10 protein-coding genes, 1 tRNA gene and 1 pseudogene are annotated in these 14,069 nt (G+C 69.0%); 5 read left to right on the top strand and 7 right to left on the bottom strand.

The window, feature by feature from the left end:
• Positions 1-26: 26 nt before the first annotated feature.
• The 5 genes from A6035_RS14730 to A6035_RS14710 form a co-directional block, all read right to left on the bottom strand.
• Positions 27-1,445: a phytoene desaturase family protein gene (locus A6035_RS14730; protein WP_108848541.1), complete on the bottom strand. Its 1,419-nt coding sequence runs from the start codon at positions 1,443-1,445 to the stop codon at positions 27-29.
• Positions 1,446-1,449: 4 nt separating this feature from the next.
• Positions 1,450-3,330 (bottom strand): DUF3556 domain-containing protein, encoded by a 1,881-nt coding sequence (locus A6035_RS14725; protein WP_108848540.1) that lies wholly within the window; start codon positions 3,328-3,330, stop codon positions 1,450-1,452.
• 62 nt (positions 3,331-3,392) lie between these two features.
• A complete protein-coding gene (locus A6035_RS14720; protein WP_108848539.1) occupies positions 3,393-4,850 on the bottom strand; it encodes a class I adenylate-forming enzyme family protein in 1,458 nt (485 codons plus the stop codon).
• Between the two features lie 226 nt (positions 4,851-5,076).
• Positions 5,077-5,150: transfer RNA gene (locus A6035_RS14715), tRNA-Gly, on the bottom strand.
• Positions 5,151-5,212: 62 nt separating this feature from the next.
• Positions 5,213-5,467, bottom strand: coding sequence for a hypothetical protein (locus A6035_RS14710; RefSeq protein WP_108848538.1), 255 nt, complete (start codon positions 5,465-5,467; stop codon positions 5,213-5,215).
• 215 nt (positions 5,468-5,682) lie between these two features.
• On the opposite strand from A6035_RS14710, the gene A6035_RS14705 reads away from it, so the two are divergent.
• From A6035_RS14705 to A6035_RS14690, 4 genes and pseudogenes are all read left to right on the top strand, one after another.
• Positions 5,683-6,495: a DUF2470 domain-containing protein gene (locus A6035_RS14705; protein ID WP_108848537.1), complete on the top strand. Its 813-nt coding sequence runs from the start codon at positions 5,683-5,685 to the stop codon at positions 6,493-6,495.
• A gap of 162 nt (positions 6,496-6,657) precedes the next feature.
• The gene (locus A6035_RS14700; RefSeq protein WP_108848536.1) at positions 6,658-7,422 is read left to right on the top strand and encodes a hypothetical protein; all 765 of its coding nucleotides are present in this window, start codon (positions 6,658-6,660) and stop codon (positions 7,420-7,422) included.
• Positions 7,403-7,966, top strand: coding sequence for a dCTP deaminase (dcd, locus tag A6035_RS14695; protein ID WP_063973835.1), 564 nt, complete (start codon positions 7,403-7,405; stop codon positions 7,964-7,966). The genes A6035_RS14700 and dcd overlap by 20 nt, the downstream gene beginning before the upstream one ends.
• A 127-nt stretch (positions 7,967-8,093) precedes the next feature.
• Positions 8,094-9,425 (top strand): annotated as a pseudogene (locus tag A6035_RS14690) (UDP-glucose dehydrogenase family protein); the annotation flags it as partial.
• Between the two features lie 289 nt (positions 9,426-9,714).
• Here the strand turns inward: A6035_RS14690 and A6035_RS14685 are convergent.
• Both A6035_RS14685 and A6035_RS14680 read right to left on the bottom strand, forming a co-directional pair.
• Complete coding sequence (locus A6035_RS14685) at positions 9,715-10,968, bottom strand: pyridoxal phosphate-dependent aminotransferase (RefSeq protein WP_108848535.1); 1,254 nt, start codon at positions 10,966-10,968, stop codon at positions 9,715-9,717.
• An 89-nt stretch (positions 10,969-11,057) separates the two neighbouring features.
• Positions 11,058-12,149 carry a helix-turn-helix domain-containing protein gene (locus A6035_RS14680; protein ID WP_108848534.1) on the bottom strand — a complete coding sequence of 364 codons (1,092 nt, stop codon included), beginning with the start codon at positions 12,147-12,149 and terminating at the stop codon, positions 11,058-11,060.
• A gap of 69 nt (positions 12,150-12,218) precedes the next feature.
• Between A6035_RS14680 and A6035_RS14675 the strand changes: the two genes are divergently transcribed.
• Positions 12,219-14,042: an NAD(P)/FAD-dependent oxidoreductase gene (locus A6035_RS14675; protein ID WP_200836455.1), complete on the top strand. Its 1,824-nt coding sequence runs from the start codon at positions 12,219-12,221 to the stop codon at positions 14,040-14,042.
• Positions 14,043-14,069 lie beyond the last annotated feature (27 nt).

Here is a 14,069-nt window from a genome sequence, read left to right as displayed (position 1 = left end):
ATCCGTGCCGTGTCCTTCCTGCGGGATCACCGTCCGGCCAGATAGGCCAGAGCGGAGCGCGCCGCGTTCCACCCGGCCATCCCGTGCGCACCGGCGCCGGGCGGGGTGGCCGCCGAGCAGATGTAGACCCCCGGCACCCCGGTCGAGTACGGATCGAGAGCGACTCTCGGGCGGAAGACCAACTGTCGGGGGTTGTTGGCGCCTGTGACGATATCGCCACCCACGTAGTTGGGGTTGTGTTCGGCGATCTGTCGGGCCGAGCGCGTGTGGACGTGGTGGACGCGGTCACGGAAGCCGGGCGCGAAACGTTCGATCTGGCTGATGATGGTCTGGGTGGCGTCCCCCGTCCATCCCGCCGGTACGTGCGCGTAGGCGTCGACGGGGTGGACACCGTTGCTGGCCCTGCCCGGGTCGGCGACCGACTGCTGACCGACGAGGATGAACGGTCGCTCCGGCATCTCGCCGCGGACGACCTGCCGCTCGGCGGCGGTGATCTCCGCGAGGGTCCCACCGACGTGGACGGTGCCCGAGCGACGCGACGGCTCGTGCGACCACGGGATCCCGCCCTCGACCGCGAAAGCGACCTGGAACGCGGCCGGACCGTGCCGGAAGCGCCGATAGGCCCGCTCGACCCTGCGCGGCAGGACCCCGGCGAGGATCCCGGCGGCCGCTGACGGGGAGGTGTCGAGCATGACGATGTCCGGGTCACCCAGTTCGCGGTGGTCGCGGACGGTGGTCCCGGTCTCGATACGCCCGCCACGCGAGACCAGCATCCTCGCCATCGTGGACGCGATCGACACCGATCCGCCGACGGCAACCGGCCAGCCGTACCGGTGGGCCGCTGTGCCGAGCGCGACTCCGATGGCGGAGGACATGAGCGACCCCAGGGGACGGAAGGCGTGAGCGGCGACGCCCGCGAACAGGGCCCGCGCCTCGTCGGTTCGCCATCGGCGGGCCAGTACACCGGCGGGCAAGGCGGCGTACGTGCCGAACCGGGCGAGTGCCAGGGGATGCTCCGGGAAGTGGAGGAGAGGTTGGAGGAAGTCCTCGGTGATCTGAGGGAACCGTGCGGTGAGGGGGCCGAAGATCCGCTGGTAGGACGCGGCGTCCGCCCCGAGGTCGGCGGCTGTCCGGTCGACCGACTGCCACACCGCGGCTCCTCGACCGCCGTCCAGCGGATGCGAGTACTGCACCTCGGGCAGGGCCCACCGTAGGCCGTTCGACTCGAGGTCGAACTGGCGGCTGAATCCCGTGTCGAGCGCCAGGGGGTGGAAGCCCGAGCACTGGTCGTGCAGAAGGCCCGGGAGGGTCATCTCGCCGGAGCGGGTGCCGCCGCCGACGGCGTCGGATGCTTCCAGAACGGTCACATCGACTCCGTCGGCGGCGAGGGTCAACGCGGCGGCGAGACCGTTGGGCCCGCTGCCCACGATGATCGCTGTCGGCATGGACTCAGCTCATCCCGACCGTGGACTCGTCGTGGCCCGCCGTGGCGGGGGCGACGGACAGCTCGCCCTCGGCCCCCGGTGACGACGGCACCTCCGCCGAAGCGCGCTCCGCGGCCGGCAGGTACTCCGGATGGCGCCAGGTCACCGTGTACGGGATGGGCCCGTCGGGCAGCCAGGGCTGCTCCTTCACCACGTCGCGGACGTCGTAGTGCCCACGCTCCACGACGCCGAGGGCGGCGTCGATCACCCGGTACTCGATGGTCTTCTTGTGCAGCGGCTGGGACTCGGTCCACACGCTGAGGAACTCGCCCGGGGCGAAGTTGCAGCGCTTCTGCACAGCGGCGATCGTCCGCTCGTCGAAGAGGTGGCCGTCGCCGAACTGCCAGCCGGAGAAGAAGGTGCACATGACCTCGCCCTCGCGGAACCGGTAGTTCTCCATGCTGTCCACGTGGTCGGGGAAGATGGACATGTGGCCCCGGCCCTGGGTGTTCATCATCCGGAACGCGGTGGTCTTCTGCAGGAACATCTCCGCGCCGGCCTCGCCGAACAGGCTCGACAGCTGGTGCTTGGGGGAGGTCATCGAGGTGACGAACTCCGGATTGTCCAGCTTGGCCTCGCACCCGTTGTTCCGGAACGCCATGGTGGAGCTCGCCCAGTTCCCGGCGTACTGCCGCATGGAGATGAGGAACGAGATCTTGTCCGGGCGGAAGTTGCCGATGATCGGTCCGGTCAGTGTGAGCACGGCGGCGGCGACCACGATCCACGGACTGCTCGCGTTCCACAGTGCGTAGCCGTCACCATTGAAGAAGGCCAGGAACACGATCGGTGTCGCGAAGACGTAGAAGAGGTTCCACTCCTGCGGCATGGCCAGCGCGAACATCGAGTAGATGAAGACGTGGAAGCACATCATGAACGCCGCCGCCAGGACCGCGACGGTCCAGTTGGTGGTGAACAGGAGGATGAGCGGGACGACGAACTCGACGATCGTGCCCATGACGTGCGCGGCGAACCACGCCACCCTGGTGGGCATGAGGTCGTTCGGGGCGTCCTTGTAGAGGGACCTGCGCAGCGCCTTGGACCTGACCAGCGGACCGTTGGTGAGCATCGTCTGGACGGTGGGCGTGAAGTGGACGCCGATCTTCGAGATGAACGCACCCCACCACACGGCGAACATGGCGATCTTGGCGACGATGATCATGTCCACGTTGCCGCCGCCGTACATCGTGAGCACGCCGAAGCCCAGCAGGATGACCGAGTACTGCTCGGGCCGGGAGGCGAGGAACGTCACCCTGTCACGCAGGCTCAGGACGAGCTGCAGCGCGACGTAGGTGATGAACGGCCAGGCCGGGACCAGGCCCGCTTCGCTGTAGGCGGCCGCCGTCTGTTGGCCCGGCAGCACCAGGCCGAGGAAGAGGCTGGCGAGCATCCCGAAGTACAGGGCCACGTCGATGGCCTTGCGCTCGTCCCCCTTGGTCAGTGGCACCTTCTCCGGCCACGGCGGGAGCCGGAGCGTTCCGGTGCGCATCCAATAGCGGTAGCCGGCGGTGTTGGGCTTGAACTTGAACGCCAGCGGCCCCCAGGACTCGTTGAATCCGGTGGCAGACCACAGGACGACCCACAGCATCGCCTTCTGGTAGACGATCAGTTCGCCCCACCAGGCGCCGAGGTCCGTCAGCGGCAGCCCGGGCGTGGACAGGCCGATGATCAGCCAGCCGCCGATGAAGAAGAACAGGCCCTTGACGAGATAGAGGGAGTGCATGATCTTCGGGGCGCCGAAGCCGTGGTCGACCCAGTGGTGGGCGAGCAGCTTCATCCGCTCCGTGACCGGTATCGACTCGAACTTGTCGGGATCGATATCGGGTACGTCGGCTTGGAGAAATGCCATTGGTACTCCTTGGTGGACGGGATGAGGATGAGGGATCGGGTGGGGCGCGGGAGGGAATGAGGTCAGGCGGCCAGTGACGCCCGGAGGCCGGGTTTGTCGATCTTGCCGACGGGGTTCTTGGGCAGTTCGGGCGTGATCTCGACGTGCACGGGCACCTTCGCCCGGGTGAGGTGTCTGCGGCAGTGGTCGGTCACGGCCTCGGGAGTGAGGTCGGCGCCGGGGTAGGGGACCACGAACGCGACGGGGACCTCCCCCATGACGTCGTCGGGGCGACCGATCACGGCCACCTCGAGCACGCCGGGCAGGCTGCCGATCGCATTCTCGATCTCCTTGGGATAGAGGTTCTCGCCGCCGCGGATGATCATGTCCTTGAGGCGGTCGACGATAGTGAGGTACCCGTCGTCGTCGAGTCGGCCGACGTCGCCCGTGCGCACCCATCCGTCGACGATCGTCTCGGCGGTGGCCTCGGGCCTGTTGAGGTAGCCGGCCATCACCGTGGGGCCGGTGATGAGGACTTCGCCGGTCTGCCCGGTGGGGACGTCGTTCAGAGCGTCATCGACGATGCGGATGCGCTGGCCGGGCAGGGCCGGTCCGACGGTGCCGGGTTTGCGCGGGCCGTCGATGGGGTTCACCGCCGATGCGCAGGTGGCCTCGGTCAGGCCGTATCCCTCGAGGATCGGCGCGTCGAGGAACTCCTCGGCCGCCGCGAGGAGCTCGCGCGTGGCCGGAGCCGCTCCGCAGACGGCGAACCGGAGAGAGGACATGTCGGGTCGTCGCCCCTCGGCCTTGCTGAGCAGCAGGGCGAAGATGGTGGGGACGGCGGAGAAGTAGGTGGGACGCCGCTGCTCGACGGTGTCGAAGAACCTCGTCGCGTCGAACCCGCCGAGGATCGTGAGCTGTGCGCCGACCCGGAGGGGGGCGAGGAGGCTGACCATGAGGGCGTTGACGTGGAACAGGGGGAGCACGAGCAGGCAGTGGTCGTCCGCCGTCATCTTCATGGACTCGACCATCATCGCGGACATCGCGGTCGCGTTGTCGTGGGTGAGCATCACGCCCTTGGGGCGTCCCGTTGAGCCGCTGGTGTAGATCACCAGCGCGAGGTCGTCCCCGGCGATGTCGACGGGCTCGAGGTCCGTCGCGTCCGCCGAAGTCCTTAGGTCATCGACGCTAATCGCGGGACGGCCCCCTGAGGGGGACCCGTGCCCGGCGTTGACGACGAGCGCGGCGTCGGCGTCCGCGATCTGGTGCTCGGCCTCGTCATGGGTGAAACTGGGGTTGATCGGGGTGGCCGCCGCGCCGAGGTACCAGGCGGCGAAGATGGAGATGACCAGTTCGCTCCGGTTGGGGAGCATCACGGCGATCACGTCTCCGCTGGTCACGCCGTGTTCGCGGAACTGACAGGCCACCGCGGTCACCTTGGCGTCGAGCTCGCGGAACGTCATCTGTGTGTTCTCGTCGCGGACGGCGGGGGCGTCCCCGAACCGGTCCGCCAGCACTCTCGGTAGATATACGGGCTTCACATCGACTCCTCGTCACGGCCTGTGTGATCTCGGACACTACCCAGCCTGAGCAGGTCGATCATCGTGAGATGTGACGAAGTTCACCTTTGGGTTTGTGCATCGTGCACTAAGCGCCGACAGTAGTGGGGGTCTGAAGCGTCGGCGCGCACGTCCGAAGTGGTGCCCGAGGGGGAAGTGTCGCCCCGGAGACGACGAAGGCCCTCCCGGGCGGGAGGGCCTTGTCATGTGGAGCCGATGACGGGAATCGAACCCGCGCTGTCTGCTTGGGAAGCAGAAGTTCTACCATTGAACTACATCGGCGGTGCCTGCTCGAGGCGGCTTTCAGACTAGCACGAGCCCCGCGTGGCGCAGGGCGCCCGGGGTCACTTCCGGGCGGCCTTCCGCTTCGCGCCGGGTGTCATGGGCCGCTTGGGCTGTGCGAGGGAGGCGCGGGGGACGAACCCGAACGCCACGCCGCCGATCACGGCCACCGCGATCGCGCCGATGATCCACGGGGTGACGGACCCGCCGCTGGTGATCCCCATCAGCACGATGAGCACGCCCACGCCGACGCACACCCACGACCACTGGGTCCAGCGCCAGATGTACTTCGAGGGCTCTTCCCTGAACTCGTCCATGGGCCCATTTCACCACGTCAGCTGTGGTCGGCGCATATCCGTGGCGGCTCGAGGGGGGTCGCCGAGGGCGGGGCGGGCGCCCGATGTGGCCGGTCTCACGGCGATTCCGGGCGCATCCGGGAAGGAACCGACCCCGCCGGACGCTGAACTGGAGGATAGTCCGTTTTGCGCGGACGGTCGCCCGGCGGAGGGGCGCCGCTGACAGGAGGTGCGTGATGGACGACGTGACGGACCGGCCCGTTGCGGAACGCGTGCGGACGGTGCTCGCGCGAGGCGCGTCGGGAACGGTGGGGGCGGGAATGCTGCGGCGCCCGCTGCGGTCGGCGCGGGTCCGTGACGACGGCGTCGTGGTGCTCGTGGTCGACGTCGGCGGGGCGTCGCGCGAGGCGGGGGACGCCGCCCGGGTCGCGGCCGCCGGCGCCTCCGCGACCGTGGAGATCGTCGACACCGTCTGTACGGGCCGGTGTCGTGGCTCCGCGCCGCGCCCCTCGTTCTCCGTCGACGGCCGTCCCGCGCCGTGCGGGGGACGTGAGCAGGGCTACGGCGACGAGTGCGCGGTCGCCCGCGGCATCGTCACCCTCTCGGGGATCGTGACGGCCTCGTCGGCGGCACGACGGCGCAGGTTGGTCGCGGCGGACGGCGGCGGACCGGACGGGAGTGGCGACGTCGGATCGCTCCGGCTGAGCGAGTTGCAGCCGCTGGAGATCAGCTACGTCACCGTGGACGGGGTGCACCTGGTGCCGCGGTCGGACCTCGCCGCCGCGGGCGTCGACCCGATCGCGGTCGACGAACAGGTGTGGTTGCGCCGGTTGGCCGACGACCCGGGTCTGGCCGCGCGCCTCGCGCTGCGCGCCGGCCGGCAGATCGCCGGCACACGGCCGTGCCTCGCGGGCATCGACAGCTACGGGGTCGACGTGAACATCGGTTCGGTGCACTCCGGGTTCCGCGAGCTCCTGCGGGTGCCGTTCCCGCAGGTCTGTGCCGATTCGGACGACGTCCACCGGGCCCTCGCCGAGATGGCACGGTGATCTGTCACACAAAAGTTTCCTGAAAACCCTTGCCTTTGAGGTAAGCCTTACCTAAGTTTATCGCTGCGGGTAGTCACGTCCCCGCACCCGCTTCCCGTTCCGGCGTCAATCCCTGAGGCGCCGGGACGGGAAACGGGAACCGCGACGACGAGAGGCAAGGGCATGCGATCACTGGTGGGACCCGTACCGGAGCCGGCCGAGCGGGCGAGTTCAGCGCTACGCCGGTGCCCGCGCGCCACCCTCACGTTCGGCTCCGCCACCCCGACGGTCGCCCTCGTGCACCAGAGCCCGGGGACCGCCGACCTCAGCCTGGTGATCCCGATTGCCGACGCGGCGTCCATCGGGTTCGGTGGGGTCACCGCCCGACTCGAGGTACTCGACGAGATCGTCGGGGGAGTGGCCCAGGGTCGCTGCCGCCGCATCGTCGTCGTCGAGGGACGCGTCGAACAGACGGGGACGCGCGCCCAACGGATCACCGCCGCCGACATCGCGCGCGACCTCCCCGACTCCGCTCTCCTGGGCGTCGGATCCGACTCCGCCCTCGTCCGGTTCCGTGCCGACAAGATCGTCCTCGCCGACGACGACGGCGTCACCGACATCGCGCCCGACGACCTCGCCACCTCCGGCCCCGACCCGTTCACCGACCTCGAGGGCCACTGGCTCGACCACCTCAACGACCCCCGCTGCCAGGTCGTCCCGCGCATCGCGCTGCGCGTCTGCCGCTGCCTCCCCGCGGTGCGGCCCCTGCTCATCGGCATCGACCGCGCCGGCGTGGACATCGAGCTCGTCGACCGCGAGGGCCGGATCCGTCGCGAGCGACTGCCGTTCGCGGAGGCGTGCACGGGCGTCGCCGAGCTCGGCACCCAGCTCCGTCTGCTCGCCGGGGGCGCCCGGTACCCTCAGGACCGTGCTGCTCTCCGACCGTGACCTCCGCGCCGAGCTCGCCGACGGGCGACTGGGCATCGACCCCCTCGACCCCGCGCTGATCCAGCCGTCGAGCATCGATGTCCGCCTCGACCGGCTGTTCCGTGTCTTCAACAACTCGCGCTACACCCACATCGACCCGGCCCTGCAGCAGGACGAGCTGACCGAACTGGTCGAGGTCGCCGAGGGCGATCCCTTCGTCCTGCACCCCGGCGAATTCGTCCTGGGCGCGACCCTCGAGCGGCTCGCCCTGCCCGACGACCTCGCCGGCCGACTCGAGGGCAAGTCCTCACTCGGTCGGCTGGGGCTGCTCACCCATTCCACCGCCGGCTTCATCGACCCGGGCTTCGACGGGCACATCACCCTCGAGCTGTCCAACGTCGCGAACCTGCCCATCACCCTGTGGCCCGGGATGAAGATCGGCCAGCTGTGCCTGTTCCGGCTCTCCAGTCCCGCCGAGACCCCCTACGGCAGCGCGAGCGTGGGTTCCAAGTACCAGGGCCAGCGCGGACCGACGGCGTCGAAGGCGTACCTCAACTTCCGCTGAGCCGAGCGGGCACGGGCGCGTCCGGCAGCTGCGTGAACCCCGCGCCCGCGTCGCGCGGCGCTCACTGCTCGACCGTCGTTCACCAGCGCGTTCCCACCGCGACGCGTTGACGCGGTAGAACGGCGCCATGCGTATGACCGTGTTCGGGACCGGATACCTCGGCGCCACCCACGCCGCCTGCATGGCCGAGCTGGGCCACGAGGTGCTGGGGGTGGACGTCGACGAGGCCAAGGTCGAGCGGCTGCGCCGGGGCGAGGTGCCGTTCTACGAGCCGGGTCTGCCGGAGATCCTGCTACGGCACGTCGAGTCGGGCCGGTTGCGGTTCACCACCGACTACGCCGAGGCCGCCGAGTTCGCGGACCTGCACTTCATCGGGGTGGGCACGCCCCAGCGCAAGGGCGAGTTCGCCGCCGACACGACCTATGTCGAGGACGTGGTGACCCGGCTGGTGCCGCTTCTGACCGCGGACGCGGTGCTGGTGGGCAAGTCGACGGTGCCGGTGGGCACGGCGGCGCGGCTGCAGGGGGTCGCGGACTGGCACGCCCGGGACGGCGTGCGCGCGGAGGTGGTGTGGAACCCGGAGTTCCTGCGCGAGGGCTTCGCGGTGGCCGACACTCTCACGCCGGACCGGATCGTCATCGGGTTGCCCGGCGGGCCGGACGAACAGGGGTTCGCCCGCGAGCTGGTCGAGCAGGCCTACGCGCCGATCCTCGAGTCGGATCCGTGTCCGGTGATCGTGACGGACCTGGCGACCTCGGAGCTGGTGAAGGTGAGCGCGAACGCGTTCCTGGCGACCAAGATCAGCTTCATCAACGCCGTGTCGGAGGTGTGTGAGGCCGCCGGCGCGGACGTGACGGTGCTGGCGGATGCGATCGGTATGGATCCGCGGATCGGGCGGCGGTTCCTCAACGCCGGGCTCGGGTTCGGCGGGGGGTGTCTGCCCAAGGACATCCGGGCGTTCATGGCGCGTGCCGGGGAGTTGGGCGCGGACGAGGCGATGACGTTCCTGCGTGAGGTCGACTCGATCAACATGCGGCGCCGCGAGCGGATGGTCGACCTGACCGTCGAGGCGTGCGGCGGCACGGTCATCGGCAAGACCGTCGCGGTGCTGGGGGCGGCGTTCAAGCCGAACTCCGACGACGTGCGGGATTCTCCCGCGTTGAACGTGGCGGGGATGCTCTCGCTCAAGGGCGCGAGCGCGGTGGTGTACGACCCGCAGGCGCTGGACAACGCCCGGGCCCTGTTCCCGACCCTGACGTACGCCGAGTCCGCGCTGGCGGCGTGCGAGGGCGCGGACGTGGTGCTGGTGGCCACCGAGTGGGCCGACTTCGTCGAGCTGGATCCGGTCGCGGTCGCCGAGGTGGCGCGGGGCCGGGTCCTGCTGGACGGGCGCAACTGCATGCCCGCCGACCGCTGGCGCGAGGCCGGCTGGACCTACCGCGCCCTCGGCCGTGGCGTCCCCACGGTCGTCGGCACCGGATTCGGCGGGGCTGGGGGAGTCGCCGGGGCTGCGGGAGCCGGATATGGCGCCGGCGCGGGCCACGCTGCGGGCGCATGGCCCGCCGGGAGCGCAGCGGCGCGCGCGGGTGGCACCACCGACGCCCTGCCGCCCGTCGGGCTCGCGGTCGATCCGGCCGCCGCACACCGCGCACCGACCGTCTGACCGACTGATCGCGGCGCGTGCCGCCCCCGGCGGTCCGTGCCGCCCCGGCGGCCCGGCGGCCCAAGCGGTGACGCGGCCCGGAGGACTACTGGCGGTAGGACGCCAGGAAGTTGCCGATCCGCTCGATCGCCATACCCAGATCCCGCGCCGCGGGCAGCGTGACCACGCGGAAATGGTCTGGGTTCGGCCAGTTGAAGCCGGTGCCCTGCGTGACGAGGATCCGCTCCCGCTCGAGGAGGTCGAGGGCGAACAACCGGTCGTCGTGGATCTCGTGCACCTCGGGGTCCAACCGGGGGAAGGCGTAGAGCGCGCCCATCGGCCGGACGCAGCTCACGCCGGGGATCGCGTTCAGCTTCTCCCACGCGATGCCGCGCTGCTCGTGCAGACGCCCGCCGGGCTCGATCAGCTCGTTGATCGACTGGTAGCCGCCTAACGCGACCTGGATGGCGTGCTGTGCGGGCACGTTCGGGCACAGTCGCGTCGAGGCCAGGAGTTCGAGACCCTCGAGGAATCCCGCGGCGTGGGCCTTGGGACCGGTGATCGCGACCCAGCCGGCCCGGTACCCCGCCACGCGGTACGTCTTGGACAGCCCGTTGAACGTGAGCACCAGCAGGTCGTGTGCCAGCGTCGCGATCGAGGTGTGCTCGGCCTCGTCGTAGACGATCCGGTCGTAGATCTCGTCGGCGAGGATGAGCAGGCTGTGCTCCCGCGCGAGGTCGACGATTCCCTGCAGGACTTCTCTCGAGTAGACCGCGCCGGTCGGGTTGTTGGGGTTGATCACCACGATGGCCTTGGTGCGCGGGGTGATCTTGGAGGCGATGTCCTCCAGCGACGGGTTCCAGTCGTTGTCCTCGTCCGCGAGGTAGTGGACCGGCTTGCCGCCCGCGAGCGAGGTCATCGCGGTCCACAGCGGGTAGTCCGGGGCCGGGATGAGGACCTCGTCGCCGTCGTCGAGAAGTGCCTGCATGGTCATCGTGATGAGCTCGGAGACCCCGTTGCCGAGGTAGATGTCCTCGACATCCAGGTGCGGGAAGTCGGGGACGAGCTCGTAGCGCGTGAAGATCGCGCGGCGGGCCGAGAGGATGCCCTTGGACTCCGAGTAACCCTGCGCGTGCGGGAGCGCGGCGATCATGTCTCGCATGATCACGTCCGGAGCCTCGAACCCGAACGGCGCGGGGTTGCCGATGTTGAGCTTGAGAATGCGGTGCCCCTCTGCCTCGAGCTGGTTGGCCCGGGCGAGCACCGGCCCGCGGATCTCGTAGAGGACGTCCTTGAGCTTGGAGGACTGGTCGAGCGTGCGCGGCTGGCGGAGCGTGCGTCCCGTGGTCTCAGGAGTCATACCTGCTGATTGTGCCACCCGCCTCCTCGTGCCCGGCGCCACATGCCCTGTCGGAGGAGGAGTCGTCGATCGTAGGCGGATCGCTGCGGTCAGATCCCGTACCGGAGGTCGATGATCGCCGGGATCTCGGAGTCCGGAAGAAGGTCATCGGGATGTTCCACAGAGAGGAAGTCAACGCACTCGCGCTCGCGCGGACACAGTGAGTAAGGCTGCGAGTCGATCGACAGCCCGGTGAGTTGACGTAACCGACGGACCTCGCCTCGCACCGTGGTGGTGGCGGACGGGTCCTCGTAGAGGGCTTCAGACAGCGACCGCGCAGACCACGCCTCGCGGGAGGCCAACAGGGCGAGCAGTTCCGCCCGGCGCGGCGTGAGCGGGATCGAGGTTCCGTCCGCCCGGATCACAGCCGGTTTCCACCCCAGAAGCCGGATCGAGGTGACGGCGCTGGCGTGAGCGGCCCGATTATGGCCCGCGTCTCGGCCGGGGGTGCCGGCGTAGCTCGCCTCGGTACGACTGTCGGAGTCGAATGGCGAAGGCAGCGCGGCGAGGAGGGACTCGGCCAACCGCGTTCCGCAGCGCACCAGCGCGGCGGTCTCAGCGGACGAGTAGCGCAAGGGGTGGGACACGTCGAGGACTCCGACGATGCGGCCCCGAGAATTCCGGATGGGGCTTGCCGTGCAGGTCCATCCATGGTGGGCGCGGACGAAGTGCTCACCGGCCGTGGCATGGGCGAGAGTGCCGGCTTCCAGTGCCAGCGAGATGCCGTTGGTGCCGATGCTCTTCTCGGACCAGTCCGCGCCCTCCACGAAGGCGATCGAGTCCGCCCGGCGTAACACCTGTGCGCTGCCCGCGCGCCACAGCACACGGCCTCGCGTATCGGAGACGACGACGAGGTGTCGCCCGGCGGCCGAGGTGTCCGCTACCGACGCCACGACATCTCCCGCGACCCGGTGCAGCGGCGTCTGACCTCGTGCGTCCGCGATCTCCTCGCGGGACAGAACGCTGGAGGGCGCCTGCTGGTCCGGGGAGATTCCCGCGGCCCCACTACGACGCCATGCGCGCAGGATCCGCGAGTCCAGCGTGCTGGTCGTGCCGCCGGACAGCGCTATCTCATGAGCCTCGATCGAACGGGCCGCAAAGGTCCCTGGGTCAGAGAACCGCAACGTCGAGTGCAACGACATTGCCACCCCCTTGGGAAGAAAGTGTGATCTGCGTCATGAAAAACGCTACAGCAGAGCGAAGGAGTGGACATGACCCATACGGCGGAAACGCCTACGCAGGCTGGCGATGCGAACGCAGACCAGATGGTGGAGACGTGGCTGAACGAGTTCGGTGCGGCGCTGAGCGCGGGTGACACGGAGCGAGCGGCCGAGCTGTTCGAGGCCGACGGATGCTGGCGGGACTTCGTGTCCTTCACCTGGAACATCCGCACGCTCGAAGGCCGGGACGAGATCCGCGAGATGCTTGATGCCCAGCTCACCGCAGTCTCGCCCTCGAGTTGGACTCTCGACGAGCCCGCGACCACAGCCGACCATGTGGCCGAGGCGTGGATCCGTTTCGAGACCGCGTCGGGTCGCGGCTGGGGCCACCTCAGGTTGCGCGACGGCCGTGCCTGGACTCTGCTCACCACGCTGCAAGAACTCAAAGGGCACGAGGAGAAGAAGGGCCGCGACCGCGATAAGGGTGTCGAGCACGTCATCACGCGCGGCCGCCGGACATGGCTCGAGCAGAAGACCGATCGGCAGGAGAATCTCGGCTACACCGAGCAGCCCTACGCGGTGATCATCGGGGGCGGCCAGGGCGGGATCGGGCTCGCGGCCCGACTCAAGCGGCTGGGCGTACCCACGATCGTCATCGAGAAAAACGAACGCGCCGGGGATTCGTGGCGCAAGCGCTACAAGTCGCTGCACCTGCACGATCCGGTCTGGTACGACCATCTGCCCTACATCCCGTTCCCGGACGACTGGCCGGTCTTCCCCGCTAAGGACAAGGTCGGGGACTGGCTCGAGCACTACACCGCGATCATGGACCTCGACTACTGGTCGGGCACGGAGTGCCTGGGGGCCGAGTTCGATGAGGCGACGTCGACCTGGCGAGTTCGGGTCGATCGGAATGGCGAGAAAGTCGAGCTCAGGCCAACCCAGCTCATCTTCGCGCTCGGGGTGTCCGGCTACCCCAACATCCCGCGCTTCGAGGGCGCGGAGGACTTCACAGGAGAGCAGTGGCACTCGTCGGAGTTCACTGGCGAAGGTGATGTCGCGGGCAAGCGAGCCGTGGTGATCGGCTCTAACAACTCCGCCCATGATATCTGTGCCGCGCTGTGGGATCACGGCGCCGAGGTGACGATGGTGCAGCGCTCGTCCACTCATATTTCCCGGAGTGAATCGCTGATGTCGTTGGCTCTTGGCCCGCTCTACTCTGAGGAGGCGCTCGAGGCCGGGGTGACCACTGAAAAGGCGGACATGTTGTTTGCCTCCTGGCCATACCGGCTGCTCCCGGGCGCACAGATCCCCGTCTACGACCAGATGGCCGAGCAGGATTCCGAGTTCTACGACAAGCTTCGCGCTGTCGGGTTCGACTTGGACTTCGGCGAGGACGGGTCAGGGCTTTTCCTGAAGTACCTGCGACGCGGGTCGGGATACTACATCGACGTCGGCGCCAGCCAGTTGCTGATCGACGGCGAGGTGGCCCTGGAGCGAGGGCAGGTGTCACGAATCCTGCCCGACGGGGTCGAACTCGACGGCGAGCGCGTGCTGCCCGCAGACCTCATCGTCTACGCCACCGGGTATGGCTCGATGAACCAGTGGCTTGTGGACCTCGTGTCCCAGGAAGTCGCGGATCGGGTGGGCAAGGTGTGGGGCTACGGCTCTGACACCACCCGTGATCCAGGGCCGTGGGAGGGCGAGCTCCGCAACATGTGGAAGCCGACCAACGTCGACCAACTGTGGATCCACGGTGGCAACCTGCACCAGTCGCGGCACTACTCCAAGTACCTCGCGCTGCAACTCAAGGCTCGGATGGAAGGCCTCGAAACTCCGGTGTACCGGGTCCAGGAGACGTACCACACATGCTGACCGGCAGTTGGTCTCTTCCGCGCGAGG

The organism is Dietzia lutea, assembly GCF_003096075.1.
Classification (GTDB): Bacteria; Actinomycetota; Actinomycetes; order Mycobacteriales; family Mycobacteriaceae; genus Dietzia; species Dietzia lutea.
Note: the sequence above shows the minus strand (reverse complement) of the source record. Positions and strands in the feature narration are given on the sequence as shown.

Bases quoted from the DNA above. Each gene is read 5' to 3' on its own strand.
- A6035_RS14730 (WP_108848541.1), bottom strand. From the start codon at position 1,445: ATGCCGACAGCGATCATCGTGGGCAGCGGGCCCAACGGTCTCGCCGCC.
- A6035_RS14725 (WP_108848540.1), bottom strand. From the start codon at position 3,330: ATGGCATTTCTCCAAGCCGACGTACCCGATATCGATCCCGACAAGTTC.
- A6035_RS14710 (WP_108848538.1), bottom strand. From the start codon at position 5,467: ATGGACGAGTTCAGGGAAGAGCCCTCGAAGTACATCTGGCGCTGGACC.
- A6035_RS14705 (WP_108848537.1), top strand. From the start codon at position 5,683: ATGGACGACGTGACGGACCGGCCCGTTGCGGAACGCGTGCGGACGGTG.
- A6035_RS14700 (WP_108848536.1), top strand. From the start codon at position 6,658: ATGCGATCACTGGTGGGACCCGTACCGGAGCCGGCCGAGCGGGCGAGT.
- A6035_RS14685 (WP_108848535.1), bottom strand. From the start codon at position 10,968: ATGACTCCTGAGACCACGGGACGCACGCTCCGCCAGCCGCGCACGCTC.
- A6035_RS14680 (WP_108848534.1), bottom strand. From the start codon at position 12,149: ATGTCGTTGCACTCGACGTTGCGGTTCTCTGACCCAGGGACCTTTGCG.
- A6035_RS14675 (WP_200836455.1), top strand. From the start codon at position 12,219: ATGACCCATACGGCGGAAACGCCTACGCAGGCTGGCGATGCGAACGCA.